The sequence below is a fragment of the Mycolicibacterium stellerae genome (assembly GCF_003719305.1).
GTDB lineage: Bacteria > Actinomycetota > Actinomycetes > Mycobacteriales > Mycobacteriaceae > Mycobacterium > Mycobacterium stellerae.
The window spans coordinates 12,440-36,953 of sequence record NZ_RARC01000038.1; the positions used below are offsets into that span (position 1 = coordinate 12,440).

27 protein-coding genes are annotated in these 24,514 nt (G+C 65.5%); 10 read left to right on the plus strand and 17 right to left on the minus strand.

The genetic code is table 11. The features are described 5' to 3' along the window. The first annotated feature begins 7 nt into the window (after window positions 1–7). The gene (locus tag D6M19_RS30095) at window positions 8–1,291 is read left to right on the plus strand and encodes a cytochrome P450 (RefSeq protein WP_123028957.1); all 1,284 of its coding nucleotides are present in this window, start codon (window positions 8–10) and stop codon (window positions 1,289–1,291) included. A 191-nt stretch (window positions 1,292–1,482) separates the two neighbouring features. Further along, window positions 1,483–2,397: a CAP domain-containing protein gene (locus tag D6M19_RS30100; RefSeq protein WP_164478767.1), complete on the plus strand. Its 915-nt coding sequence runs from the start codon at window positions 1,483–1,485 to the stop codon at window positions 2,395–2,397. An 83-nt stretch (window positions 2,398–2,480) separates the two neighbouring features. Here D6M19_RS30100 and D6M19_RS30105 read toward each other — a convergent pair whose 3' ends face one another. From D6M19_RS30105 to D6M19_RS30125, 5 genes are all read right to left on the minus strand, one after another. Then, window positions 2,481–3,164 carry an HAD family hydrolase gene (locus D6M19_RS30105; RefSeq protein ID WP_123028959.1) on the minus strand — a complete coding sequence of 228 codons (684 nt, stop codon included), beginning with the start codon at window positions 3,162–3,164 and terminating at the stop codon, window positions 2,481–2,483. 39 nt (window positions 3,165–3,203) lie between these two features. Then, window positions 3,204–3,587, minus strand: coding sequence for a cupredoxin domain-containing protein (locus D6M19_RS30110; protein WP_123028960.1), 384 nt, complete (start codon window positions 3,585–3,587; stop codon window positions 3,204–3,206). A gap of 75 nt (window positions 3,588–3,662) precedes the next feature. Further along, window positions 3,663–4,355 carry a YoaK family protein gene (locus tag D6M19_RS30115; RefSeq protein ID WP_123028961.1) on the minus strand — a complete coding sequence of 231 codons (693 nt, stop codon included), beginning with the start codon at window positions 4,353–4,355 and terminating at the stop codon, window positions 3,663–3,665. Window positions 4,356–4,388: 33 nt separating this feature from the next. Beyond that, complete coding sequence (locus D6M19_RS30120) at window positions 4,389–5,495, minus strand: glycosyltransferase (protein ID WP_123028962.1); 1,107 nt, start codon at window positions 5,493–5,495, stop codon at window positions 4,389–4,391. An 87-nt stretch (window positions 5,496–5,582) separates the two neighbouring features. Continuing rightward, the gene (locus D6M19_RS30125; RefSeq protein WP_123028963.1) at window positions 5,583–6,512 is read right to left on the minus strand and encodes a dienelactone hydrolase family protein; all 930 of its coding nucleotides are present in this window, start codon (window positions 6,510–6,512) and stop codon (window positions 5,583–5,585) included. Window positions 6,513–6,580: 68 nt separating this feature from the next. On the opposite strand from D6M19_RS30125, the gene D6M19_RS30130 reads away from it, so the two are divergent. After that, window positions 6,581–7,501, plus strand: coding sequence for an SDR family oxidoreductase (locus tag D6M19_RS30130; RefSeq protein WP_123028964.1), 921 nt, complete (start codon window positions 6,581–6,583; stop codon window positions 7,499–7,501). A gap of 9 nt (window positions 7,502–7,510) precedes the next feature. Further along, window positions 7,511–7,963 carry a limonene-1,2-epoxide hydrolase family protein gene (locus tag D6M19_RS30135; protein WP_123028965.1) on the plus strand — a complete coding sequence of 151 codons (453 nt, stop codon included), beginning with the start codon at window positions 7,511–7,513 and terminating at the stop codon, window positions 7,961–7,963. Window positions 7,964–7,974: 11 nt separating this feature from the next. Here the strand turns inward: D6M19_RS30135 and D6M19_RS30140 are convergent, their stop codons facing one another. The 4 genes from D6M19_RS30140 to bfr all read right to left on the minus strand — a co-directional run bounded on the left by D6M19_RS30140 (window position 7,975) and on the right by bfr (window position 12,591). Next, a complete protein-coding gene (locus D6M19_RS30140) occupies window positions 7,975–9,345 on the minus strand; it encodes a type I glutamate--ammonia ligase (RefSeq protein WP_123028966.1) in 1,371 nt (456 codons plus the stop codon). Window positions 9,346–9,366: 21 nt separating this feature from the next. Then, a complete protein-coding gene (locus D6M19_RS30145; RefSeq protein WP_123028967.1) occupies window positions 9,367–9,849 on the minus strand; it encodes a carboxymuconolactone decarboxylase family protein in 483 nt (160 codons plus the stop codon). Between the two features lie 70 nt (window positions 9,850–9,919). Further along, window positions 9,920–11,977, minus strand: coding sequence for an MDR family MFS transporter (locus D6M19_RS30150; RefSeq protein ID WP_123028968.1), 2,058 nt, complete (start codon window positions 11,975–11,977; stop codon window positions 9,920–9,922). A gap of 122 nt (window positions 11,978–12,099) precedes the next feature. Then, window positions 12,100–12,591: a bacterioferritin gene (gene bfr, locus D6M19_RS30155; RefSeq protein WP_123028969.1), complete on the minus strand. Its 492-nt coding sequence runs from the start codon at window positions 12,589–12,591 to the stop codon at window positions 12,100–12,102. Between the two features lie 270 nt (window positions 12,592–12,861). Here bfr and D6M19_RS30160 point away from each other — a divergent pair, with 270 nt between their 5' ends. Together D6M19_RS30160 and D6M19_RS30165 are read left to right on the plus strand one after the other, a co-directional pair. Continuing rightward, complete coding sequence (locus D6M19_RS30160) at window positions 12,862–13,494, plus strand: fatty-acid--CoA ligase (protein WP_123028970.1); 633 nt, start codon at window positions 12,862–12,864, stop codon at window positions 13,492–13,494. Between the two features lie 12 nt (window positions 13,495–13,506). Continuing rightward, complete coding sequence (locus D6M19_RS30165; protein WP_123028971.1) at window positions 13,507–13,701, plus strand: (2Fe-2S)-binding protein; 195 nt, start codon at window positions 13,507–13,509, stop codon at window positions 13,699–13,701. A 21-nt stretch (window positions 13,702–13,722) separates the two neighbouring features. Here D6M19_RS30165 and D6M19_RS30170 read toward each other — a convergent pair whose 3' ends face one another. The 6 genes from D6M19_RS30170 to D6M19_RS30195 all read right to left on the minus strand — a co-directional run bounded on the left by D6M19_RS30170 (window position 13,723) and on the right by D6M19_RS30195 (window position 17,667). Then, complete coding sequence (locus D6M19_RS30170; RefSeq protein WP_123029002.1) at window positions 13,723–14,487, minus strand: enoyl-CoA hydratase/isomerase family protein; 765 nt, start codon at window positions 14,485–14,487, stop codon at window positions 13,723–13,725. Window positions 14,488–14,531: 44 nt separating this feature from the next. After that, entirely contained in the window at window positions 14,532–14,975 is a 444-nt protein-coding gene (locus D6M19_RS30175; RefSeq protein ID WP_123028972.1) for a TIGR03618 family F420-dependent PPOX class oxidoreductase, read from the minus strand. Then, window positions 14,972–15,694 carry an EthD domain-containing protein gene (locus D6M19_RS30180; RefSeq protein ID WP_123028973.1) on the minus strand — a complete coding sequence of 241 codons (723 nt, stop codon included), beginning with the start codon at window positions 15,692–15,694 and terminating at the stop codon, window positions 14,972–14,974. Before D6M19_RS30180 ends, D6M19_RS30175 begins: the two co-directional genes overlap by 4 nt. Before the next feature lie 39 nt (window positions 15,695–15,733). Beyond that, on the minus strand, window positions 15,734–16,099 hold the full coding sequence (locus D6M19_RS30185; RefSeq protein ID WP_123028974.1) for a thiocyanate hydrolase: 366 nt from the start codon (window positions 16,097–16,099) through the stop codon (window positions 15,734–15,736). Then, on the minus strand, window positions 16,096–16,761 hold the full coding sequence (gene scnC / locus D6M19_RS30190) for a thiocyanate hydrolase subunit gamma (protein ID WP_123029003.1): 666 nt from the start codon (window positions 16,759–16,761) through the stop codon (window positions 16,096–16,098). Before scnC ends, D6M19_RS30185 begins: the two co-directional genes overlap by 4 nt. Window positions 16,762–16,830: 69 nt before the next feature. Further along, window positions 16,831–17,667 carry an SH3-like domain-containing protein gene (locus D6M19_RS30195; protein ID WP_123028975.1) on the minus strand — a complete coding sequence of 279 codons (837 nt, stop codon included), beginning with the start codon at window positions 17,665–17,667 and terminating at the stop codon, window positions 16,831–16,833. A gap of 244 nt (window positions 17,668–17,911) precedes the next feature. Between D6M19_RS30195 and D6M19_RS30200 the strand changes: the two genes are divergently transcribed. After that, window positions 17,912–19,915: an FUSC family protein gene (locus tag D6M19_RS30200; RefSeq protein ID WP_327389832.1), complete on the plus strand. Its 2,004-nt coding sequence runs from the start codon at window positions 17,912–17,914 to the stop codon at window positions 19,913–19,915. On the opposite strand, the gene D6M19_RS30205 is transcribed toward D6M19_RS30200, so the two are convergent. Together D6M19_RS30205 and D6M19_RS35360 are read right to left on the minus strand one after the other, a co-directional pair. Continuing rightward, window positions 19,884–20,522 carry a PaaI family thioesterase gene (locus D6M19_RS30205; protein ID WP_123028977.1) on the minus strand — a complete coding sequence of 213 codons (639 nt, stop codon included), beginning with the start codon at window positions 20,520–20,522 and terminating at the stop codon, window positions 19,884–19,886. The genes D6M19_RS30200 and D6M19_RS30205 overlap by 32 nt on opposite strands. A 20-nt stretch (window positions 20,523–20,542) precedes the next feature. Continuing rightward, entirely contained in the window at window positions 20,543–20,689 is a 147-nt protein-coding gene (locus D6M19_RS35360; RefSeq protein WP_407665422.1) for a DUF5701 family protein, read from the minus strand. A 3-nt stretch (window positions 20,690–20,692) separates the two neighbouring features. Here D6M19_RS35360 and D6M19_RS30210 point away from each other — a divergent pair, with 3 nt between their 5' ends. From D6M19_RS30210 to D6M19_RS30220, 3 genes are read left to right on the plus strand one after another with little or no spacing between them, the layout of a single operon-like run. Continuing rightward, a complete protein-coding gene (locus D6M19_RS30210) occupies window positions 20,693–22,120 on the plus strand; it encodes an allophanate hydrolase (protein WP_407665423.1) in 1,428 nt (475 codons plus the stop codon). A gap of 34 nt (window positions 22,121–22,154) precedes the next feature. After that, entirely contained in the window at window positions 22,155–22,847 is a 693-nt protein-coding gene (locus D6M19_RS30215) for a cysteine hydrolase family protein (protein ID WP_123028978.1), read from the plus strand. 11 nt (window positions 22,848–22,858) lie between these two features. Continuing rightward, complete coding sequence (locus D6M19_RS30220; protein WP_123028979.1) at window positions 22,859–24,463, plus strand: SulP family inorganic anion transporter; 1,605 nt, start codon at window positions 22,859–22,861, stop codon at window positions 24,461–24,463. Window positions 24,464–24,514 lie beyond the last annotated feature (51 nt).

Below are 24,514 nucleotides of genomic sequence, written 5' to 3' on the forward strand. Positions count from 1 at the left end.
TCGCGGCGTGGGCATTGCGACCAGGGTGAACGGCGTCGCCCCCGCCGAGGTGCCACTGTCAGAGGTCGACCTCGGGTCATGGGACTTCTGGGGGCTCGACGACGACGTACGCGACGGCACGTTCGCCACCTTGCGCCGAGAGGCCCCGGTGTCGTTCCACGAGTCGTTCGTCGGCGACGAGTTCACCCGAGTGGCCGGCCACTGGGCGCTGACCCGTTACGACGACGTGTTCTACGCGAGCAGGCATCCCGAGTTCTTCAGCTCGGCGAGTGGGATCACGATCGGCGACCAGACGCCTGAGCTCGCCGAGTACTTCGGGTCGATGATCGCCATGGACGACCCGCGGCACACCCGGCTGCGCAACATCGTCCGCAGCGCATTCACCCCGCGTGTGCTGGCGATGCTGGAGGATTCGGTGCGCGATCGGGCGCGCCGCCTTGTGGCAGCGATGATGACGAACAATCCGGACGGCAAGGGTGAGATCGTCGCCGACCTGGCGGGTCCCCTGCCCCTGCAGATCATCTGCGACCTGATGGGCATTCCCGAACAGGACCACGAGCGGATCTTCGCGTGGACCAACGTCATTCTCGGCTTCGGTGACCCCGATATCGCCACCGATTTCGACGAGTTCTTCCAGGTCGCCGTCGACATCGGCGCGTACGCCACCGCGCTGGCCGACGACCGCAGAGACGCACCCGGCGAGGACCTGACCACCAGCCTGGTGCAGGCCGAACTCGACGGCGAGCGGCTGACGTCCGCCGAGGTGGCGTCGTTCTTCATCTTGCTCGTGGTCGCGGGCAATGAGACGACCCGCAACGCGATCAGCCACGGCGTGTTGTCGCTCAGCCGGTACCCCGAACAGCGCGACGCCTGGTGGAACGACTACGACGAGGTGGCGCCGACGGCGGTCGAGGAGATAGTGCGCTGGGCGTCGCCGGTGGCCTATATGCGCCGCACCACCACCCGCGACGTCGAGCTGGGTGGCGTGAAAATAGCTGCGGGAGAAAAGGTCACACTCTGGTACGGGTCGGCCAATCGCGACGACTCGAAGTTCGCCGACCCGTGGGCATTCGACGTGCGCAGGCATCCCAATCCGCATGTCGGGTTCGGCGGCGGAGGCGCGCACTTCTGTCTGGGCGCCAACCTGGCCCGTCGCGAGATCACCGTCGCGTTCGAAGAACTGCACCGGCAGCTACCGGACATCACCGCGACGGAGGAGCCGGACCGGCTGCACTCCGCTTTCATTCACGGCATCAAGCGGCTGCCCGTCGCCTGGACGCCTCGTAGCTGACCGGCGCACAGTTACGTCGCAACGCAAACATCTTTTTGCTGGTCAAGCGTCTGTCCGCGGGAAAATGTAGGGAAACACCTGATTCCTTTTGTTTCCGCCGTTATCTACGGTCGAGCAGTCGGGGGACGTCTGACGTATCCGGCCGGTGGCCGGGTACGCGCCTTGGCCATGATTCTTAGGAGAAATCAACGATGACTCGAAAACGAGTGTTGGCAGTGATCGCGACCGCGGCCGCGGTGGTCGCTGCCGCCGGGGTGTTGTCCCCGGCCGTCGCAAATGCCGATCCGCTCGGCGAGATCCGAGGTGCCGTCAACGGAGCCCGCGCTCAATCCACCTGCGGGCCGCTGAATTACTCCGGCCAACTCGAAGGCGCCGCGCAGGCATGGGTGCGAGATGCCATGGCACTCGACAGCGTCAATCGTTCGTTCAGCCTGGTTCAAAACGACTACCCGGGCGACGTGCGCTGGACGCGGATTGCATCCGGCGATCCCACTTCGGCTGCGACCAATTCCTTGATCGCAGGTGTCAGGGAGGGCATCAACGATTGCGGCGCCGTGGACTTCGGAGTGGGGATGGCCAGGGACGACGTCATCGACAAGAGCTTCGTTGCGGTCGTGCTCGGCGCGCCGAAGCCCGTCGTCGTCGAAGCGCCGAAACCGCCCGTCAAGTGTCAACCAGGTTCGCCGTCCGGCGCCGAGGTGCCTTTCGGTCAGACGTGCCAGCCGTCGCCGCCGGTCCCGTGCACCGAGGAGGGTTCACCGGTGAAGGAAGTGCCGTACGGGCAGACCTGCCCGGCGATTCCGGCGCAGACCAACAAGATTCAGGCGGCATTCGGTGAGCCCGGACTGACGAGCGTGGACTTCACGGTGACGAACACCGCGACGCTGAATGCGGCATGCGACTACGTCTCCACGACGAACTCGATCAATCCGTTGGTGCCGAAGAAGACGACGAGAACCATCAACGTTGACGCCGGTCAGAGTGCGACGACCACGTTCGATGGTGCCCCGACGTTGAGCACCTACAACGTGACGCTGACATGCAAGGACGCCAGCGGAAAACAGAAGGAACTGCTGGGCACCGTGACCACCTCGTTGACGTGGTGATCGCAGCTCAACGCTGAACGACACGTCTGCCACGGTCCGGCTCCGGCTGGGCCGTGGCAGATGCTCATCGCCTAGACGCCGCGCTAGCCGACCGACTGCGCGCGGAGCGCGGCTATCGGCGAGCTGTCGATGTGTTCACTCAAGTCATGCGGATTGTCGAAAACCGCTCGTGCGCCTGCCTTTTCGAGTTCTTCGCGGGATACTCCCCCGCTGAGGAGCCCGATGGCGGGCACACCTGCCCGACCGCATGCGATGATGTCCCACACCGCGTCGCCGACATAGACGGCGTGATCGGCGTCGACACCCGCCCTCTCCATCGCGATTTCGATGATTGTCGGGTCGGGCTTGGCCTCCTCGACATCTTTGGAGGACGTCGCCGCCGAGATCAGCTCGTCGCAGTCGAGGACCTTGCGTGACAGCGACAACTCGTCCTCGCTTGCCGAGCTGGCGAGTACGACCTGCAGGCCGAGCGAGGACACCCGCTGCAGGAGTTCGCGCGCACCGGAAAGCGGACGCAGGAGAGGCGCGGCCTCCTTGAGATACCGCGTGTGCAACTCCTTGGCCCGCTTCTGCGCATCGTCGTCGGCGTCGCCCGACAGGGATTGGATCAACCGGTCCCCGTCCATTCCGATCGAGCGATGGATCCGCCACGACTCGACGGCGATGCCCGCCTCGTGGAAGGCCCGCGTCCACGCGTACACATGCAGATAGTTGGAGTCCACGAGGGTGCCGTCGACGTCGAACAACACGGCGGGTGTATCAGCCATCGCCCGGGGATGCCCACGGCAGGCCAGAGGTAAACCCCGCTACCTGACGATCAGCGTGCCCAACATGTTCGGGTGATACACGCAGTGAAACGGGTATTCGCCGGGCCGGCTCGGCGCGATAAGCGTTTTCGTTTCTCCGCCGTCGACGTGAACATCGAATGCACCCTTGGCTTCCGACGTCACGGAATGTTCGACGGAGTCGTTGTTCGCGATGTTGATCTGGGTGCCAGGTGCGACGGTGAGTGGCTGACCGAAGGCCATGTCCGCGATCGTCAACGTCGGACCCGTGACTGCGGTCGCGCTGTTTTCGCTCGACGATTCACCAGCGGTTGCCGCGGTCTCGCCCGTGCCCGATGCGCCGCACGCCGTGGCGAACGTCGCGAGGAGAGCGATTGCCGCCAGGAACATGCTGAACTTCTTCATTTTGACCCCTTACTTTTTCGACCTGCTGGCGACACGACTCGCCGGCCTAATTAGTTCAGTGGGATCGGTTTTTCCTCATCGCATCCACTCGCGCTCTTCGACTACGAACAGGCAGAGGGTCACTGCCAGAAAGCCTGCGGCCAGCCAGATCGCGTGCACGCCCCAAGCGTCGGTGGCCAATGCACCCGCCAGCGCCCCGCCGGCGAACGCGACGATCAAGGTGCCGTAGACCACCAGGGGGCGACGCGCTTCCGCCCGCTTCTCAACAAGGCCGTCGTATGCCGACTCCATGAAACGCATCAGGTTGCCGGTGGTGGCGACGGGCAGGTAGGCCAAATCGCCGACGTTGCGGAAAAGACCGATCTGCACTGCGGCGAGAAACGAGATCGGCACCGTGACGAAGCTGTGGTTCACCGAGGCGGGCACGAAACCGATGATCGCCAGGACGACCGCTTGCACGCCGATGGTCCAGCGCAATGAGTGCGGCACCAGCTGTTCCACGCGACCCGATTTGATGTGGGACGCCAGCAACATGCCCGCGATGAACGCCAACAGGGGCCAGACATGGGCCAGCGCCGACGAGAATTGCCGCTCTGACACGTGGATCGCGGAGAAGATGACGTTGGCGGTCTGCACGTTGGCGAAGACGTGGCCACGGGCGACATAGGTGTATGCGTCGAGAAATCCGTTCGTCAGAGTCAACAACACCGCAAACCACAGCGTCCTCGACCGCTCGGTGTCCACTGGGCCGCAGGTGGCTTCCGCCATGGGGAAAACGTAGCGCCTCCACCGAGCGGGCGCCTAGAGCGCGCCCAGCGCCCCGAGCATCCCGGCAGCCGCACGCGGCCATGTGAACTGCTCGGCACGGCGTCGGGCATTGCTGCGCCGCAGTGCTTCCGGTCTGCTGATGATCGACGACACGGCGCGCGCGATCGCACGCGGATCGTTGTCCGCCGTCGCACCGCTGTCGGCGGTGAGGATCTCGGCGAGTGCCGACGTCCGGGACACGACGGCTGGTGTGCCGCACGCCAGCGCCTCCAGCGCGGCCAGCCCGAAGGTCTCGTGCGGGCCAGGTGCCAGCGCGACATCGGCAGACGCCAGGATGGTCGCCACGGTGTCGCGGCAGCCGACATACCCGGTGAAATCCACCGGCAGGCGGGCGGCTTGGCGCTCCAGCCGCGCTCGCATCGGTCCCTCACCGACTACGACGAGGCGCGCGTCCACGCCCGAATGGCGCAGCGCGCCAACGGTGTCGATGCTCCTATGGGCGTGCTTCTCCACCGAAAGGCGCCCGCAGTGTACGAGGAGCAGCTGGTGGGGCCCCGCCCAGCGCTGCCGCGTCTGTTCCGAGCGGTGGCGCGGGTGAAACTGATCGAGGTCGACACCCAGCGGCACGGTCAACACGTTCGATGCGTGAATCCGGTCGAACTCTGCGCGGGCGAAAGCGGTCGTGCACACCACCGCGTCGTAGTCTGCGGCGGTCCGCCGGTTCGCGTAGTCCGCGATGCTGCGGGCGACGCGACGCGGCAGTATCTGGCCGACAAGGCGATCCAGACGCTCGTGGCTGATCATCACGGTGCCGATGCCGTGTAGGCGGCCCCAGGCGCCGAGCGAGCGAAGCGTCAGCCTGTCAGACACCTCGATGGCGTCTGGCGCCAGGTCTTCAAGAAGAGACCTCACCGGTTTCGGCAGCACCGCACGATAATCACCGGTGAATGGAATCAGCCTGGCGGGCAGCGAGATCCGGGTGACGCCGGAGCGCAGTTTCACGGATTCCGACGTCGGGCCAGGGACGATGAGGAAGACGTCGTGTCCGGCGGCCGAGTATTCCGCGCCGAGGCGGTCCACGGCCGTTCGCAGGCCGCCCGAGCGGGGTCCGTAGAAGTTGGCAACCTGAACTACACGCATGCCCCGAATGAGAACCGGCAGGTCTGTGCCGTCATCGACGGCACGTCAACCGGTGTCTTAACGCATCGTGAACAGCGTTCGCAGGCGTCAGACCAGGTAACGGTCGAACCAGTCCTGTACTCGGCGCCACGCGTCCTGCGCGGCCGTCGCGTTGTAGCGGTCGGTGTTCGTATCGTTGAAGAACGCGTGGTTGGCGTCGGGCTCGGTGACCAGTTCGTGCACCAGCCCGGCCTTCTCCAGCGCAGCCCGTGCGGCCGGCTCGGTCTTGTTCACGCGATCGTCGAGTGCCCCATAGAAGCCAAGCACCGCAACATCCTTGGAGCCCGAGAAGTCCGGGTTGTCGGGAGTCGGACCGTAGAACGGAACCGCGGCCGCCAATTCGGGCGAACCCGCTGCGAGCAGACGCCACACCAGTCCTCCGCCCATACAGAAGCCGACCGCCGCGACCTTCTTGTCGGGTACCCGCCGTTGTAACTCGACGACGGCCGACTTGAGGTTCGCCACGAACTCCTCGTTTCCGATGTTGCCAAGCGCCGCCGTCGCCTCGGCCGGGTCGGCGAACTTCGCGGTGCCGCCCTGCGCCGAAAGCAGGTCGACGGCCAGCGCGGAGTAGCCGATCCCGGCGAATCGGCCCGCCACGGAGCGGACCCAGTCGTTGAGGCCCTTGTTCTCATGGATGACGAGCACGCCGCCGCGGGCATTCGGTGCCTCGGCCCATGCGGCCGCAAGCTCTCCCTGGGGACCCGCCCAGGTGATCGGCGCGGTGGGCAATGCCTTGTCGGATCCGGGCGGTGCGCTCGCGGTGGCCGGTTGGCTCGACGTCACTGCACCCGTCGACGTCGCAGGCGCGTCCGTCGTCGGCTTCTTGTTCTCGCCGCACGCGGCGATCAGCGACGTGGCCGCTGCCGTGCCCACCCCGAGCAGCGCCAGCCTGCGAAGGGCCTCGCGCCTGGACATCAACCCGTCGACATGGTCGGTGGCGATTTCTTCTGCGATGTATCGCTGTAGCGGAGTCACCTTCGCGAGTATTCTCCCGAATGCGCAAGACGGGTAGACGCTGCTGCTTTGGCGCAATACTGATTCCGATGGACTGGATACCGGACGGGCAGGCGCTGCGCGGGCGGGTGGCCGTGGTGGCAGGGGCGACGCGGGGCGCGGGCCGCGGCATTGCCGCGGCGCTCGGCGAGGCAGGCGCAACCGTGGTGTGCACGGGTCGCAGTTCTGCATCGGGCGGCAAGACGTCTGATTACGACAGACCCGAAACCATCGAGGAGACCGCCGCGTTGGTCGACGAACTCGGCGGCACGGGCGTTGCCATCCAGGTCGACCATCTCGACGCGGGTGAGGTGCGCGAACTGGCGCACCGGATCCGCGGCGACTACGGCGGCATCGACATCCTGGTCAACGACATCTGGGGCGCCGAGGTGCTCAAGGGGCCGCCACCGACCTGGAACAGGCCGATCTGGGAGCACGACCTCGATGATGGGCTGCGGATACTTCGGCTGGGCATCGACACCCATCTGATCACCTCGCACTGCCTGCATCCTTTGCTGATCGAACGGCCGGGCGGGTTGCTCGTCGAGGTCACCGACGGCACCCGTGCATACAACGACGAGAACTTTCGGCTTTCGGTGTTCTACGACCTGGCAAAGGCCGCGGTGAACCGGCTCGCATTCGCACACGGACACGAGTTGAGGCAGTACGGCGCCACCGCGGTTGCCGTGACACCGGGGTGGCTGCGTTCGGAGATGATGCTCGACAACTGGGGTGTCGAGGAGGCGAATTGGCGCAGCGCCCTCGACCACGACCGCGGCCGCGGGTTGCCGACCGCGCCGTCTTCCTTCGCCGACTCGGAATCGCCGCGTTTCGTCGGGAGGGGCATCGCCGCGATCGCCGCTGACGATGGTCGTGCGCGGTGGAACCAGGGCTCGGTGACGTCGGCCGACCTGGCTCGCGCGTACGGCTTCACCGACATCGATGGTCGACAACCCGACGGCTGGACGTAGGTTGATCCGATGACTTCCGATGCAGCCGTTCGTGAAATTGTCCTCGGTATGTGGAAGGCGTTGTCCGACCGCGACTGGGAATCCGTCAAGTCCTTCCTGTCCGACGATTGTTTGTACGTCGACATGCCGATGCCTGCCGTCTCGGCCCGCGGTCCCGAGAACATCGTCACACGCCTGAAAATCGGCCTCCAATCGTTGTCGTCGTATGTGAACCACGATGGCTTGCTGCTCAGCAACGGTGTGGACGTCGTATACGAGCACTCCGAGACCTGGGGCTGGCACAGCGGTGAAAGCGTTCGGCTGGCGTTCGTATCGGTGCATCGCGTGCAGGACGGCAAGATCACCCTTTGGAAGGATTACTCGGACTTCAACACGCTGCTGTCGGCGGCGCCGCAATCGTTCACCGACGGCTTCGCGTCCGCGGACACGTCGTGGGTGTTCGACGCGACGGACCTGGTCTGAGGGACGGCTTCCTACACGCTCCAGGCCATCCGGAACTTGTCGGCGAGCTCCTCCTCGCCGAGGTCTCCGTACGTCGTTTGTTCGTAGCGGCGCACTGCGACGATCGCATCGACGGCCTGGTCGCCGAGGATGCCGCGAATCAGTGCGGATCCGTCCAGCGCGGCGACGGCTTCGGCCTGATTCGTGGGCAACAGGGTGACGGCGGCGTCGGCGCGCTGCTTATCGGTCATGGTCGACGGGTCGACGGCGGTTTCCGGCGGCAAGGTCAATTCTCGCTCGATGCCGTCCAGCGCAAGCCCGAGAATCGTGGCCGTCGCGAAGTATGGGTTCGCCGCCGGATCGACGACCTTCACCTCCACGTTTGCACCCAACGGATTACTGGTCCCACCGACGAGGAATCGCACTGCCGCCTCACGGTTTTCGGTGCCCCAGCAGACGTAGGCGCCCGACCAGTGGCCAGGCTGCATCCGCAACCCGGACACGATGGAAGCGCACAGCACCCCCTGCGCTTCGGGTAGTCCGGCCAGCACGCCTGCCACCGCGGACTCCCCCTCCGGAGTCATTCCCCGCGCGCCGGACCCGTCCGAGAACAGCGGCGTATCGCGCTTCTGCAGTGAGAAGTGTTGATGTGCACCAGAACCCACGCTGCCGGCGAACGGAACCGGCGAAAGGCTGACCCGAAGGCCGTATCGCCTGGCGACCCTGCCGACGATTATCCTGGCCAGCATCAGCTGGTCCGCTGCGGCGACGGGCGACTGCGGACTCAACGAGATCTCGAACTGGTTCACCCCGTACTCGGGGTGGAACTGTTCGATCGACACACCCGAACTCGTCGCCGAATCGGTCACGTCGCGAACGAAACCCTCGTATTCGAGCACGCCCGCAAGCCCGTACTGCGCCCACAGGTGGGCGGGCAGCCGACTGCCGTCGGGGCCGACGAGCAGGAATTCCATTTCGTGGCCGACGCGCGCGGCGATCCCGGCCTCGGCGAGCCTTCGTTCAACGCGCGCCAGCGTCCCACGACTGCAGTATGGGTCCGGTTCGCCGTCCTGGCCGTAGAAAGCGCCTGGGGCCCAGGCTAGTCCGTCGCCAAGGATGCGCAGTGCGCCAAGGTCGATGCGGATCCGCTGATCCCCGACCACGCCGAGGGTGTCGCCGATCGCGATGCCGGTCTGGTCGATGGTGAACACGTGCCAGACGGGGCTAGCGCCGAGCCCAGGATCGGCGAACGCGCCCATCTTCCGCAGTGGAATCGTCTTGGCGTGGGTGAGCCCGGCAGAGTTGACCACCGTGCCGATGAGCGTGGCGACCCCGTCGGACTCGAGCTGGGCGATGGCCGCTGCGGCGAGCGGTTTGGCTGCCCTTGAATTCACCGGGGCCATTCTTCCTTCAGTTTCAGCGACCTACAAAGTGATCTTGCAGGTTTGGCCGATGTCCAGCGTGCGCAGCATGCGGCCCATGCCCAGCCACATCGCGCACGACAGCGCAAGATCGGCCATCAACTCGTCGCTGAAGTGCTCACGCGCGCGGTCCCAGAAATCCTCGTCGTCACGCAGGCCGGTGTGGTCGCTTGCGAAGCGCTCTGCGAACTCGGCGGCGATCCGTTCCTGCGGGCTGTATCCGCGCCACGTCCGCCACTCGCCCGCGTGGTCGTAGAGGTCCTCGTCGACGCCCGCCGCGATCCCTTCCGAGTCGCGGGTGTTCTGGCATACCACGCATTCGTTGTCGAGCGCGATGACCATCCGGGCCAACTCACGGACCCGCATGGGCAGCCGGTTCTTCTTGTAGACCGCGTTGGTGAAGGCGACCATCCCGGTCCCGATATCGGGTGACTTCACTACCCAGGCAGCGGCGTCATCGTCGGCGAAGTCTCCAATTCGGCTCATGGCGGAATCGTACGCCGAGCAGGAAATAAGTGAAACACGTTCTAGAAACGGAGCGGTAACCCCAGCTAGATCACTTGGCAGCGACGGCAGGCACCGTCCGGTCATCGTGCCAGTCGCGCTGCACCAGAACTTTATGGGCGATCCGCTCCAGCGCCGCCTCGACCTGCTCCCGATCGGGGCGGCCCTCGAACGTCGGCGATGTCGCAAGCTTGTCGACGATGCGGCTCACCAGAGCGGCCGACGCGCAGTCGACCTGCCGGACACCGGATTGCGTCAGCCACAGCTGGTCACCGGTGCGCAGCGCGTAACCCCGGTCGACCAGTCGGTCGAACGTCGACGCGATGACCTCAGTCGGTACCCGAAGGCGCTCGGCTATGTCGGTAAGCCGGGCCGAGCCGAATACTTGGCTATGGCGGTAGATCTGGATCAGGGCCCACAGAAGCGCGATGTCGGATTCGCAGCCCGCCTGCCCGGCGATGTTGCGCAGCCGGATCTCCGGTGTGTTGCGCATCAGGCGGCCGATGGCCACCTCCAGGATCTTGTCAGGCGATTCGGTACTGGGCATGCCGAACCCCTCGCCGAGGTCGGTGGCCGACATCGCTTCCATCTCGCGAAGCGGTATCTCCTTGAGGAAGAGCGAGACGATGAAGCCGACGACCGCGACCGGGACAGCGCACAGGAACACGGTGCCGAGCGAGTCCGCGTAGGCGTCCACTATCGGCGCAGCCATCTCCGGCGACAGCGCATGCAGCGCCTGCGGTGACTCCGCCGCGCGCGGTGGCGCTCCGCCTGCCGCCAGCGCAGGTCCAATCCGGCTGGCAAGGAAGTTGGCGAATAGCGACCCGAATATGGCTGCGCCGAAGGAGCTTCCGATGGTGCGGAAGAATGTCACACCTGACGTGGCCACGCCCAGATCGGCGAAGCTGGAGGTGTTCTGCACAACCAGTACGAGCACCTGCATACACAACCCGATGCCTGAGCCGAGCACGAACAGGTATACCGACTGCTGCCAGGTCGGAGTGCTGGCATCCATTCCGGACAGCAGCACGAACCCCACGGCCATGGTCGCGGTGCCCGAGACGGGAAAGATCTTGTATCTGCCCGTGCGCCCGACGATGTTGCCGCTGCCGATGGAGGTGATGAGCATCCCCGCGACCATCGGCAGGGTGCGCAGGCCTGAGGTCGTTGCGGAGACGCCGTCGACGAACTGCATGAACGTCGGGAGGAATGTCAGTGCCCCGAGCATCGCAAAACCGACGATGAAGCCGAGGATGCAGCAGACCGTGAACACCGGGCTGGCGAACAGCCGGATGGGCAGAATCGGTTCGGCCGCACGGGTTTCCACCCAGACGAAGCCGGCCAGCGCCGCGGCGGACACCGAGAACAGGCTGATGATCACCGGGGAACTCCACGCATACTCGCCACCGCCCCAGCTGGTGGCCAGCGTGAGCCCGGAGGCGCCGAGGCCGACCAGAAGAATGCCTGCATAGTCGATGACCACCCGGGTCGCCTTCGCCAGGGACGGGATGGCCGCGGCCGCGACGAACAGCACCACGACCGCGACGGGAATGTTGATCCAAAACGCCCACCGCCAGCTGAGGTGGTCGGTGAAGAATCCGCCCAACAGGGGTCCGATCACGGTGGTGACGCCGAACACCGCACCGAGCGCGCCCTGGTAGCGCCCACGTTCGCGCAGCGGGATGACCTCGCCGATGACGGCCATGGCCGTCACCATGATCGCGCCGCCGCCGATGCCCTGCAACGCGCGGGAGGCGACGAGCATCGTCATCGACGCGCTCAAGCCGCACAGCACCGAGCCGGCCAGGAAGAACACGACCGACGCCTGGAAGACCACCTTACGGCCGAAAAGATCGCCGAGTTTCCCGGCGATCGCGGTGACGATGGTGCTGGCAAGGAGATAACTCGTGACGACCCAGGATTGGTGACCGGCGCCACCGAGATCGGCGACGACGGTGGGCAGCGCGGTGGCCACGATCGTCTGATCGAGGGCGGCCAGCAACATGCCGAGCAGCACCGCACCGAAAATGAGGTTGCGACGATGCAGGCTGATGCCGGCGCTGCTGGACGACGGGTCCGAAACAGCGGCCGTCGATGGCTGACTCGTCATTCCCGCCTTCCGTCCGAGACGACCGTTCCTCCAGCCATATCGTTAGGCAGGCTACAAAAGTTACGGCGACCGGCCGGACGCAGGGTTACACGCGAATGCGGTCCCGAAACGCCTTCGAGTGACTAGCCGGCTGTGCTGCCCGGCGGCCTCGACACACACTGAGCCAGGTAGAGCTCCTCGCCGAGCTTGTTCATCAGCTCCAGCTGGGTCTCGAGATAGTCGATGTGGTTCTCCTCGTCGGCCAGGATCATCTCGAAGATGTTGGCCGACGTCGCGTCTTCCTTTTCGCGGCACATGATGATGCCGGGCCGCAGCCTGGCCACCACTTCGTACTCGATCGCGAGATCGGCCTCGAACTGCTCGCGTACGGTCTGACCGACGCGTAAGGAAAACAGCCGTTGATAATTCGGCAGGCCGTCGAGAAGCAGAATGCGGTCGGTGATTTTCTCGGCGTGCCGCATCTCATCGAAGGATTCCGCGCGGGTATGAGAAGCCAATTCGGTGAATCCCCAATTTTCCTGCATCTTGGCATGCAAGAAATACTGGTTGATGGCCGTCAGTTCGCTCGTCAACTGCTCATTGAGCAGTTTCAGAACGTCGGGGTCCCCTTGCATGCTGGCTCCTTAGCGCCGGTTGCGCCGTCCGTCGGTGGGCTGTTTTGACGAGGTCCAATCTAGTGCACGAAGAGGCGCCATCGGAACATCTCTGCAGTACGCAGAGCGTGTTTGAGCCGTTGCGGCAACAAAGTTGGGCATCCGGAGTGAAGATGAACGCAGGCACTTGGGCTGCCTAAGCTAAGTACGGCCTGGCCGCTGGACCGCCTACCCTTACTAAGGTTAGACTGCGCTAACATGATTGCGAGCGCAGCGGAGCGAAGGATAACGATGAGTGAGAGCAATCTGCACTCACTGATTCTCGCCTGCGACTTTCGCGTCGACGATGTCGACAGGATGTGGAATTGGATCAAACGCCGTCGCGACAACCTCGCCTCAATCGGCGCGCATCACGTAGTGCTTTACACGTCGATTTGGGAACCGGGCAGAGTGCTGGTGACAATTGGAATTCGGCATGCCCGATCGATTCGGGACGTGCTCGGATCCCCCGCGGTATTCGAATGGTTCGATATCGCCGGCCTCGATGACATCCCGCCGATTTTCGGGGGCCAGGTGGTCGAGAAGATCGATCTCGACGGGCCGTCCTCGGAAGAACACGTCGGGAGAATAATCGTCGGCGTCATGTCGTCGGTGGACGATGTGGTGGAGCTGATGGACAAGGTGCACGCCGGGTTGGACCGGTTCCAGCGCGGAGGGGTGCGCAAGATCTGGGTCTACCGCGCGCTCGACGACGGGCAGGAAGTGATGATCCTGCAGGAGATCGACAACGAGATCAGCGCGCGGCAGTGGATCGATCGCCCCGACGCCGCCGCGGAGTGGATGTCGAACGCGGGGCTGGGCGCCTACCCCACGCACTTCGTCGGCAAGTTCGCCCATCTCATGAGCATCGACAATAAGAACTGATTGGGCCGATAGATGTTCGTCTGTCTTTGCACCGGAGTCACCAGTCACGTGGTGAACGAGTGCGTCGCCAAGGGCGCCTCGACATCGAAGGAAGTGGCTGCCGCGTGCGGGGCGGGTTCCGACTGCGGACGGTGTAAGCGCACCGTGCGCGCGATCATCGAATCGCACTTCGCCAGCAACGGCAGGGCTTCAGCGGCGAGCCGCTAATCAAGCTTCAGCGGCGAGCCGCTAGTTTGCCCTCCCCCGCTTGTCGGTGAAGGCGGCAAGCGCGTCGGCGTTGGCGGCGGCGCCCATCAACTCGGCGAAATGCGCATTTTCGCGTTCGGTGGCGGCCTTGATTCCCGCCCTGGACGGCGCCGCGATCGTCTGCTTGACCGCGATCAGGCTCGGGATCGGTCTGGCGGCAAGGATTTCGGCATGCCTGTGCGCCTCGGGCAGGAGCTCGCCTGGCTCACAAACCCGCCACACCAAACCCATCCGCAGCGCCTCTTCGGCTGACACCCACTCCGAGGACATCAGCAGCCACGCCGCATTCTGCCTGCCGATCAACTGGGGCAGAAGATACGACGACGCGGCTTCCGGTGCGACGCCCAGGCTGGTGAACGGACACTTCAACCGCGCCTCCGACGACATGAAGACAAGGTCGGCATAGCCGAGAATGGTTGTGCCGATGCCGACACCGAGCCCGTTGACCGCACAGATGAACGGCTTTGGGAAGTCGGTCAGCGCGTCGATCAGCGACGTGAAGTGGCTGCCCTTGTCGGCGAGCGCCGGATCGGTGATCCGCGCAGCCATCTCTTTGAGATCGTTTCCGGCGCTGAACGCCCTTCCGCTGCCGGTCAGCAATACCACCGCGACGTCGGGGTCGTCGGCAGCCTCCCGGATCGCGATCGACGTCGCCTCGTAGAGCGCTTCGTTGAACGCGTTGAGCGCATCCGGCCGGTCGAGCGTAAGTGTCCGTACCCGGTTGACGTCGCTCTTGCGCAACACCATCGTGTGCTCCTCGCGTGCGGCTGTCACGCCAAGCAGCCTAAGCATCAACCGTTGCTGTACACCCGGGTGGGTGCGACGAGCACCGCCGTACGGCGTTGTTCGGCCATGGTGGCGTCGTAGGCATCCCAATTGTCATGGGTGCCGCCCGCCGCCGTGAACACGCTACGTAACAGCAGTCGAAGCTGGTCAGCGTCGGCGAGCCAGGATTGCCGATCGTCGGGGCCTGCTAGCTCGGCGTTGCCCTCGACGGTCGCCCACTGCCAGCCGCTGCGGAATGTCGCCGCCAGCGCGGGGCGGGCTCGGAGGTTCGCGAGCTTCACCCGGCCGTAGGTGACGAATGCCAGTACGGGACGGCCGTTTTCGGGATGTGTCAACACGCCCGCGTTGACCAGGGATGCCTGAATGGTGTTGTCTGCTCGTAGCGTCGAGACGACCGCTAGGCCGCTCTCGTCGCGGGCCAACGCCACCGCCTCGTCGAGTGTGGTCATCTGCTCACCTTCTGCTTTCCCTCGTTGAACGGGCTGCGGTACACGTAGCGGCTGGTGGGCACGGTGTCGACGTTCTCATTGGCCCCGAAGGCGGCGGTGCTGGCGAGCATGCGCTCCATCCGGTCGCGCAGATCGTCGTCGTCGGCCGCCCCGAAGAATGCGTGCAGATCGGAGATCGCCTCGGCGGGAAAAAGTTCCTCGACGATCGCCGAAATGGCAGGTGCGCCAGCGGTCAGCGCGCGTACCACCGCGTTCTGCGTATAGCCGAATGTGGACTGCGTCTCGATCGCCACCGGCGTGTGGTCGACATGCCAGCGTGACAGCCAGGTCGCCTCGTCCAGGTCGGCGGGTCGACGCAGCAGCGCCATATTGGCCAGCCCGGCCGTGCGCTGACCTGACACGGTCGGTGGTGGTCGCAGCGGCACCGATTCCGTCACCAGGTAGGCCGCGACCTCTTCGCACTCCTTTGCCAGCAGCGCCGTCGCGGCCTGCAGCTGTGTGCCGTAGGACTGCTGGACCCACACGTTGACGAAGGCGACGACCGGTGGGTCCATCGTCGTGAGTGTCATCAAGGAGTCGCGCACCTCGGCGTCGCGAACGTTGATCGCGAGGCCGGGGAGACCGATGTCGAGCAGGTCCGCGGCGACGTGTGCGCGCAACCGGGCACACCAGGCGTCGTCGGCGTCGACTCCGCGCAGAGTGAGGATGACTTTCTCCACCACCCGAACCTAGCCGGAATCCCTGCGCGCGGGGTGGGCTCACGCCTCGAGGCGCTCGCGGATGTTGGCGAGCCGTTGTCTCAGCTCGGCTTCGTCGATGATGCCGCGGGCCACCAAGGAGTGGGCCAGCGAGACCAGTTGGCTTTCCGGATAGGGCAGATCTGCGTAGAGGGTCGCCGAGAGTTCGTCCTCCTCGTCGCGTCGTTGCTTGAAATCGGGGACGTCGGTGTCACACGCCGCCCGGTCGAGCGCGTCGCACATTCCGTCCAGGCTCGTCTTCCACGGCGGCACAGGGTTTTCGACACCCCACTTGGCGGCCATCTCCGACCAGACCTGATTGCGTTCGACGATTTCGTCCAGCGGTGCGATCCGGGACGGTTCTTCTGCGGCGTTGTCTTCTGTCATCCGCCCGTCCAGGGGTGCAGTGCCGGTCGGGTGTCGACGATCGCGTTGGTGGTCACGCCGGCCTTCGGCAGCGCGACACCGATGAGGCAGTCGCGGGTGATGATCTCGACCAACTGCTCCTCGGTCCAATCCTCGGTGCCTTCGGGCCGCATCGGCATCACCATGAACCGGTGCTTTTGGTTCGAATCCTGGACGTGGACGGTGATGTCGTCGGGCAGGTAGAGCCCGAACTCCGCCAGAACCTGGCGCGGCCAGCGGACCAGACGCCGACGATAATTCGGTGTCCGGTACCACTCCGGGGAGTTGCCCAGGATCGGCCGCGGGTAGCACGAGCACAACGCGCACACGATCACGTTGTGCACCGTCGGGGTGTTGGCGAGGATCGCGAACGCTGTGAAATCGCTTGGCGTGCCCCACCCGGTCGGGTGCAGCCAATCGACGCCGACCTCCTTGCTGGCCGTCATCGGTTCGGCCAGCGCCAGCTTCTTGAATTCAGGATCCAGCCACGCCTTGGCCACCAGATGAGCCGCCGGTGTGATCCCGATGTGCTCGGCGAACTCGGTCATCCGGCGGTGTTCCTCGGCGGTGAAGATGCCCTTCTCGATGCACAGCTCGCGCAGCGCGATCTCGAGGACCTCGAAGTCGGTGATCTCGTCGACCATCGGCGCGACGGTGCGGTCGTGATCGTGGTCATGACTGTGGTCAGACACGCGAACTCCTTTCCGGACGGCTCATTGGGCGGCTCGCAGCCAGTGTTCGGGAATCTCGGTGGAGATAACGTCGTCGGCTGTTCCCGTGTAGCCGTACCAAAGGTCGGCCATGTTGAAGCGGACGATATAAAACCATTCGGCCTGCGCGGGCCGGTCCCACGTCTCGTCCTCGGCGGCGGGGCTTTCGTACGCCACCGTCTCGATCTCGCCGGTCGCGCCACGGACATACGCCGGCGTGCGGGTGTAGAAGATCACCGGAAGCTCGCGCACCACAACGGTATCGCCGACCTTGAACTTCGGCGTTCCAGCCTGCCCGGCAAACATCTGCGGGTCACCTTTACCGGCAGCCTCCTCGGCGTGGTTGTTGCGCTTGACCCCCGAACCGTCCCCCTCCGACTTCGGCTTGGCTTCCAGCTTCTTGCCGTCGAGCCCGCCCGCGTATCGCTCCTGGACTTCGGCCATGCGCTCGCTCAACTCGGTCAGGCCGATGTGGTGCTTCTCGACCAGGACGCGCGCGACGGCCAGCAGCCAGCGCCCGTAGTACGGCAGCCCCAGGTATTCGGCCCGGCCGACGTCGACGTTGCCCATCCGGCGGCGCTCCTCGGACAGCCAGATGCCGCGCCAGCCGAGTGTTTCGCAGAGGATGTAGGTCTCTTCCTCCCACTGCTCGTACTGCTTGTTCTCGTACTTCATCGGCGCACACGGCTCGCCGCCGACGTCATGGACCGGCTTGAGGTAGGCCGTGATCCGGTGATGATCAAGCATGTCCGGTGTCGGTGCATCCGGAAGTTCCGGATACGACGATTTCAGCCGGGCCACCAGGTCGAGTTGAGTTGCTCGCTCCGCGGCCGTACTCATGCGACTCCCTTCGTGCGCAGCCGACGTCGAGCCGGTACGCAACAGCTAATTGGAAAACCTCGTGGGTGACATCCCGTGATCTGAATCGATAGCCGACTCTATCGCCGAATGGTTGCTGGTGCACGGAAATTCGGGTGGGTCGGCCCGCGGTTATCCCCACCGCGGACAGGTGATGCATGCATCGTGACGCACGGCTCGGGCCCACTTCACCCGGATGCGACGGCGGCCGGGTGAGAATGATCGGGTGACCAAGGCTCTGGCGCTCCGACTGCACCTGCCGGACAACGGCGCTGTTGCGCGGAGCCTGCTCGGCGTTCTGGTCCTGACGGCGGCCGCCCTGCTCTGGGGGCCTGCGGGTGCGGCGACCTCGACCGCCGCGGCAGGGGCTATCGCGGGCGCTATCGCGCTGCAGGACAACCCGCTCGGCCGGATTCCCATCATGCTCGCTGTCTCCGTCGAGCTGGGAATCGCCGTGTTGGCCGGCGGGGTCACCGCCGGCCACAGCCTCGTATTCGTCGTCGTGATCGCACTGTGGTGCTTCTTCGCGGGCATGCAGTGGGCGGTCGGCGCACCGGCCGGGCTCCTCGCCGGGGCGTCGGGTCTGCTGTTGGTCATCCAGCACCCCCAGCCGGCCCTGGCTGCGCTCGCGTCCGCCCTCTTCGCCGTGGTCGCCGGTCTGACGCAAGCCGCGCTCATCGCGGTGTGGCCGCCCCGGCGGTGGCGGGTCGAACGCGAAGCCCTCACCAAGGTGTACCGGTCGCTGAGCACAGACGCGCGGCAGCTGGCCAGCGAGCCAACGGCGAAGGTCGACGCGTCGCCACTACTGGAATGCAAGGAAGCGTTCAGTACCACCGAGACCCAGTCGAGCCGCCGCACTTCGGCGTACCGGGACTGGCACGCGCTGCCCGAGCAGATCGCCAAGACATTGATGGCGTTTCGGGGCAAGGCCGCCGGCCAGGACCCGGTCGGCGACGTGCTGACGGCGGCGTCGGACATGCTCGCGGCGATCGCCGGACAGAGCCGCACGGCCCGGCGGGACGCGGAATACGCACTAAAGGGCGTTGACGCAGCCGTCGCAGCGGTGGCCATCTCGGACGCCCCGGTGGCGCAGCGCCTTTCCCGCCAACTCCACCGCGCGAACGCGCTGCGCTTCGGCCGACGCAGTCCGACCGAGTGGACCGGCGCGCTCAGATCGGCGTTCGACGTCGCAGTCGGACATATCGACAGGAAATCGCCGATATCACGTCACGCTGTGCGGCTCGCAGGCGCTGCCGCCTGCGGTACCGCCATCGCGCACTTCGGCGATGTGCCTGCGGGCTATTGGATTCCGATGACAGTGCTGCTCGTGATGCGACCCGAGACCGCCCACACCTACACCCGGTGCGTCGGTCGCGTCGGGGGCATCTGCGTCGGTGTCGTGGTCGCCTCTGCGGTCACGCTCGTTTGGCAGCCAACCGGTTTTGCCGCAGCGATTCTCGCGGTGCTGTTTCTCGGAATCACACATGCGGTGTCCACGTTGGGCTACGTCGCGGTGACGGCCGCCTTCGGCGCGACGATCGTGTTGCTCCTCGACATCACCGACGCGTCATCGTCGGTCAGCGACCTGCTTTTCGCGGTGGTTATCGGCGGCGCCCTCACGGTGCTTTTCCACGTCGTGGTCCCCGATGACGCGCTGATCCGGCTGCGCCAACGCGCAGGCGAGCTGCTGAAGACCGAGATTGACTATGCCGCAACCGTTATCAAGGCATTCGTGCACGACCTCGACCACCCGTCGGATGCGCTCGCCACAGCGTGGCAACGGGCGTTCCGGGCCAGGGCGGCGTTCGAAGCCGCCGCTGGGGCCACCCGAGTCGAGTCGCGGGAGTTGCGGCGTTGGCTGAGGTCGTTTCGCGCGGGCCTGAATGCCGTCACGACATCGTGCACCGCGCTGGAACAAAGCCTGCCGCCGCACCCGTCCGCGGCGCTGAGCCGTGAGTTCGTGTTGGCCGTGGACGACTACGTCGAGGCGTTGCGCGGTGATCCCCCGACTCCCGCTACCCCGTGGGGCATCGACACTCTGCCGTTGGTGGCCGCCGACCAGCAACTGCATGACGCCGCGACACATATCGACGACGGCGCCGCACGCGTTCTCGTCGCCGAGACCGGCACGATCACCCGCAGCCTGGTGAGTATTGCCGCCGACACCCACGACGCCGCAACGCCAAGAGCAGGCGGCTTCAGTTCTGGTTCTCGTCGCGAGCCCACTTAGGCGTGATGAACACGCCCTCGGCTTCGACGGTCACGCCGTCTTCGTCGGAGAGATGGCCGACGACATGGGTCTTCACGCCCTCGGTCCGGTCGATTCGCGCCTCGGCGTGCAGCCGGCCCAGCCGCGTCGTGCGCAGGTAGCGCATCGTGATGGTGCCGGTGAACCGGGGTGTTATCCCGTCGCTGGCCGCCTCGCCGAGTAGGTGATCGAGCACCAGGGCCGAGATTCCGCCGTGCACGTGACCGGGCGGACCTTCGTATGGCGCACCCACGACGAAATCGGTGAACGTACCTCCCGCTTCGTCGCGCTGGATCACCAGCGGCGGGGCGATCGCGTTGCGGATGCCGACGACGGGGTTGCCCCACGCCATCCGGTCGCCCCCGGTGGTGTAGCGCACCCCGAACGCGCCGTCGATCTGCCGTTCCCGCAACCGAGCTGTCAATGCGTCGATCTGCGCTTTGACCGCCGCCACTTCCTCGGCGTCGACCTCCGTGCGAATCGTCGCGTCGACCAAGTCGCGGACCGATTCGGTGAGCGGCTCGTAGACCTCTGCCATCCGGTCGACTTCGTCGGAAGTCAGGTCCCCGATGTGGGTGAACTCGAGCACCCAAAAACTAGAACATGTTTCTAGGTGGAAGTCGAATCACGCCCGCGCGCTGACGCGAACCCGAACCAGGTGTGCCGATTTCCAGCCCGGCACCAGCCGACCGTCGACCTGATCGGGAATCGGTGGGCAACATGATTGCAATGTGGCGGTACCACAACCGCCATCATTCCGTGAAAAAAACAGCTGTGGTTGGTGGCGCAGCAGGTCCTTCGATCGGCCCCTCGGTGGCCGAGATCCTTCAATGGCACGCTAGTGGAAGTGGATCACCCACCAAGACGGCCGCCCGAGTCGCAGACGCCATCGCGGCAAGGGGCGACGACGGGACCTGGCTTTCCGTTGTGCAGCGCGATCATTTGATTGCCGCTGCCGAGAACATCGAAAAGCGTCCCGGCGCACGGACTCTGCCGCTCTACGGGGTGCCATTCGGGGTGAAGGACAGCATTGACGTCGAGGGCGTCGCGACCACGCTTTCCTGCCCCGACTATGCCTACGTCGCCTCGACGACGGCGCCCGCCGTGCGCCGACTCCTCGACGCGGGTGCGCTCTACGTGGGCAAGACCAACCTCGACCAGTTCGCCACCGGGCTGAACGGCACCAGGACCCCATACACGGTGCCGCGCAGTGTGTACGGCAACGAGATGATCTCCGGCGGATCGAGTTCCGGCTCGGCGTTGGCCGTCGCACTGGGCCAGGTGCCGTTCGCCGTGGCCACCGATACCGCAGGCTCCGGCCGGGTGCCCGCCGCCCTCAACGGCGTGGTCGGGTTCAAACCGTCACGCGGCCTGATCAGCACCGTGGGCCTCGTCCCGGCGTGCAAATCGCTGGACTGCATCAGCGTGATGGCCGGCTGTATCGACGACATCGACCGCGTCGTCGAGGTGATGATGGCCCGAGACGACAACGACGCGTGGTCGCGCGGACCCGGGCCGCGCCACGACGGCTCTGACATCCGGGTGGGCCTGCCTCCCGTCGATCAGCTGGAGTTCTTCGGTGACGACGAGATGCGCCGCGCGCACTTGGCCTTCCGCGAGCAGCTGGGCGGCACGGCCACCATCGTCGATACGACGCTCGAACCCTTCCTGGCCGCCGGTTCCCTTCTCTACCAGGGTCCGTGGGTTGCGGAACGATTGGTGGAATTCGGCGACTTCCTCGCCTCCCAGCCGGACTCGATCCATCCCGTCGTCCGGGAGATTCTGCGCAGCGGGCACAGGTACACCGCGGTCGACGCCTTCGCCGCGCTGCAACGACTCGCCGAACTCAAGGCGATCGTCGGCCGGCTGTGGCAGGACATGGACGTGCTCGTGGTCCCCACGATCGGCACCACCTTCACCGTCGACGAGGTGTTGGCGCGGCCAATCGACTGCAACACGATGCTGGGCCACTACACACATTTCGGCAATCTGCTCGACCTGCTCGGTGTCGCGATCCCCGCAGGCACGACAGCCGACGGACGGCCGGCAAGCGCGATGCTGCTCGGCGCGGCATTGACCGACGACACCGTACTGGAGCTGGCCGCGCGGATCCTCGACGAACCACGCGAATCCCCCTGGGCCGCAGCGGTATCAGAGTTCGCGACCACCTCCGAGGAACACACATGACCACCCGAAGACGACCACGAGTGAGGACCGCAGCGTGAGCAAGGCAATCGAAGTGCCCGCCGAGCCGGCGCCGTTCCGCCTGATCGAGGGCAAGACGGCGTTGATCGTCATCGACATGCAGCGAGACTTCCTGCTGCCCGGCGGATTCGGCGAGAGCCTGGGCAACGACGTCGACCAGCTGCTCAAGGTGGTGCCACCGCTGGCAGCCTTGATCGCGGCCGCGAGGTCGTCGGGAGTGATGGTCATCCACACGCGCGAGGGCCACGAGCCGGACCTTTCGGACTGCCCGCCGGCGAAGCTCAGCCGCGGCGCACCCTCGAAGCGAATCGGCGATGCGGGCAAGTACGGCAGGATTCTCATCCGCGGCGAATACGGGCACGACATCGTCGACGAGTTGGCCCCGGTCGACGGCGAGATCGTCATCGACAAGCCCGGCAAGGGTGCGTTCTACGCGACCGAGCTACAGGACATTCTCGTCGGCTCCGGCATCAGCCAGCTGTTGATCACCGGCGTCACCACCGAGGTCTGCGTGCACACCACGACGCGCGAGGCCAACGATCGCGGCTATGAATGCCTCGTCGTATCCGATTGCGTCGGTTCATATTTCCCCGATTTTCAGCGGATCGGACTGGAAATGATCAAGGCGCAGGGCGGCATCTTCGGATGGGTCGCCGACACGACGGCCGTAATCCCGGCCCTTCATGCCCTCACCACCTCCGCCGCCTGAGAGGACCCGCAATGACCACCGATGTGACCGAATCCCCCGCCGAGCCGCCTGCCGAACCACCGGCCCCTGCTCAGACCGCGCTGCCGTTGTGGACGCGCGGCGACACGAACGCCTTCTTCGGCCTCGGCTTCAACATCCTGGTCAACGTGCTGACGCTGACCGGCTTGATGATCGGCGTTGTCGCCGTTCCCGCCGGCGACGTGCTCGGCACCGTGCTACCGGCTCTCGGTGTCGCACTGATACTCGGGAATCTCTACTACACATTCCTCGCCCGCCGGTTGGCCCGGCGAGAGAACCGTGACGACGTCACCGCGCTGCCGTACGGGCCGAGCGTGCCGCACATGTTCATCGTGGTCTTCGTCGTGATGCTGCCGGTGTATCTCAACACCAAGGACCCGATCCAGGCCTGGCAGGCCGGCCTGGCGTGGGCCTTCCTGATCGGGGTGATCGTGATGATCGGCGCGTTCGTCGGGCCCTACATCCGCAAGCTCACCCCGCGCGCCGCGATGCTGGGCACCCTGGCGGGCATTTCGATCACGTTCATCTCGATGCGGCCCGCCGCACAGATGTGGGAAGCCGCGTGGATCGGCCTCCCGGTGATGGCCATCATCCTGATCGGGTTCTTCACGGACGTGAAACTCCCCTTCGGTATCCCGGTCGGGCTCGCCGCGCTGCTTGTGGGTACCGCGATCGGCTGGATCGGCGGCTTCATGTCCGCGCCCGACGTCGGCCAGGCCGTCTCCGACATCGCGATCGGCATACCCGACCTGAGAATCGACATGTTGTTCCAGGGGTTGTCCAACCTGGCGCCGTTGCTTGGCACGGCAATTCCGTTGGGTGTCTACAACTTCACCGAGGCGATGAGCAACGTGGAGAGTGCCGCGGCCGCAGGCGACAACTTCAACCTGCGCAGCGTGCTGCTCGCCGACGGTGCGGGCGCGATCATCGGATCGGCGTTCGGATCGCCGTTCCCGCCCGCGGTGTACATCGGTCATCCGGGTTGGAAAGACGCAGGGGGGCGCGCCAACTACTCGCTGGCCAGTGGCGTGATGATCGGAGTCCTTTGCTTCCTAGGGCTTTTCGGGGTCCTCGACGCATTGCTTCCGGTGCCCGCGATCGTGCCGATCCTGCTCTATATCGGCCTACTGATCGGGGCACAGGCGTTCCAGGCCGTGCCGCGCCTGCATGCCATCGCCGTCGTCGCTGCGATTCTGCCCAACCTCGCGCAGTGGGCGCACGGCCTGATCGACAACGCGCTCAACGCGGCGGGCACCTCGGCAGGCCAGGTCGGCATGGAGGCGCTCAACGGTGCTGGCGTCGTATACGAAGGCCTCAAGACCCTCGGCGAGGGGGCCGTGCTGGTCGGTCTCATCCTCGGCACGATGGTGACGTACATCCTCGAGAAGAAATTCCTCTACGCGGCGATCGCATCCGCCGTTGGAGCGGCGTTGTCGTTCATCGGCCTGATCCACGCGCCCGAAGTCGCGTGGGCGGCGAATCCGGCGGTGGCGCTGGGTTATCTGTTCTTCGGGATCGTGTGTGTCGCCTACTGGTTCCTGCCCGGTGCGAAGGACCCGGTGGTGGTCGACGAGTCGGACATCGTCGCGGGTCACTGAGTCCAGCAGTCCAACGCAGCGGATCATTCTCTGCTCTCCGCGTGCTCGACA

Excerpts from the sequence above, each read along its gene's own strand:
- D6M19_RS30100 (WP_164478767.1), top strand. The coding sequence starts at position 1,483 with ATGACTCGAAAACGAGTGTTGGCAGTGATCGCGACCGCGGCCGCGGTG.
- D6M19_RS30105 (WP_123028959.1), bottom strand. The coding sequence starts at position 3,164 with ATGGCTGATACACCCGCCGTGTTGTTCGACGTCGACGGCACCCTCGTG.
- D6M19_RS30110 (WP_123028960.1), bottom strand. The coding sequence starts at position 3,587 with ATGAAGAAGTTCAGCATGTTCCTGGCGGCAATCGCTCTCCTCGCGACG.
- D6M19_RS30115 (WP_123028961.1), bottom strand. The coding sequence starts at position 4,355 with ATGGCGGAAGCCACCTGCGGCCCAGTGGACACCGAGCGGTCGAGGACG.
- D6M19_RS30120 (WP_123028962.1), bottom strand. The coding sequence starts at position 5,495 with ATGCGTGTAGTTCAGGTTGCCAACTTCTACGGACCCCGCTCGGGCGGC.
- D6M19_RS30130 (WP_123028964.1), top strand. The coding sequence starts at position 6,581 with ATGGACTGGATACCGGACGGGCAGGCGCTGCGCGGGCGGGTGGCCGTG.
- D6M19_RS30135 (WP_123028965.1), top strand. The coding sequence starts at position 7,511 with ATGACTTCCGATGCAGCCGTTCGTGAAATTGTCCTCGGTATGTGGAAG.
- D6M19_RS30140 (WP_123028966.1), bottom strand. The coding sequence starts at position 9,345 with ATGGCCCCGGTGAATTCAAGGGCAGCCAAACCGCTCGCCGCAGCGGCC.
- D6M19_RS30145 (WP_123028967.1), bottom strand. The coding sequence starts at position 9,849 with ATGAGCCGAATTGGAGACTTCGCCGACGATGACGCCGCTGCCTGGGTA.
- D6M19_RS30150 (WP_123028968.1), bottom strand. The coding sequence starts at position 11,977 with ATGACGAGTCAGCCATCGACGGCCGCTGTTTCGGACCCGTCGTCCAGC.
- bfr (WP_123028969.1), bottom strand. The coding sequence starts at position 12,591 with ATGCAAGGGGACCCCGACGTTCTGAAACTGCTCAATGAGCAGTTGACG.
- D6M19_RS30160 (WP_123028970.1), top strand. The coding sequence starts at position 12,862 with ATGAGTGAGAGCAATCTGCACTCACTGATTCTCGCCTGCGACTTTCGC.
- D6M19_RS30165 (WP_123028971.1), top strand. The coding sequence starts at position 13,507 with ATGTTCGTCTGTCTTTGCACCGGAGTCACCAGTCACGTGGTGAACGAG.
- D6M19_RS30170 (WP_123029002.1), bottom strand. The coding sequence starts at position 14,487 with ATGGTGTTGCGCAAGAGCGACGTCAACCGGGTACGGACACTTACGCTC.
- D6M19_RS30175 (WP_123028972.1), bottom strand. The coding sequence starts at position 14,975 with ATGACCACACTCGACGAGGCGGTGGCGTTGGCCCGCGACGAGAGCGGC.
- D6M19_RS30185 (WP_123028974.1), bottom strand. The coding sequence starts at position 16,099 with ATGACAGAAGACAACGCCGCAGAAGAACCGTCCCGGATCGCACCGCTG.
- scnC (WP_123029003.1), bottom strand. The coding sequence starts at position 16,761 with ATGGTCGACGAGATCACCGACTTCGAGGTCCTCGAGATCGCGCTGCGC.
- D6M19_RS30195 (WP_123028975.1), bottom strand. The coding sequence starts at position 17,667 with ATGAGTACGGCCGCGGAGCGAGCAACTCAACTCGACCTGGTGGCCCGG.
- D6M19_RS35360 (WP_407665422.1), bottom strand. The coding sequence starts at position 20,689 with ATGATGGCGGTTGTGGTACCGCCACATTGCAATCATGTTGCCCACCGA.
- D6M19_RS30220 (WP_123028979.1), top strand. The coding sequence starts at position 22,859 with ATGACCACCGATGTGACCGAATCCCCCGCCGAGCCGCCTGCCGAACCA.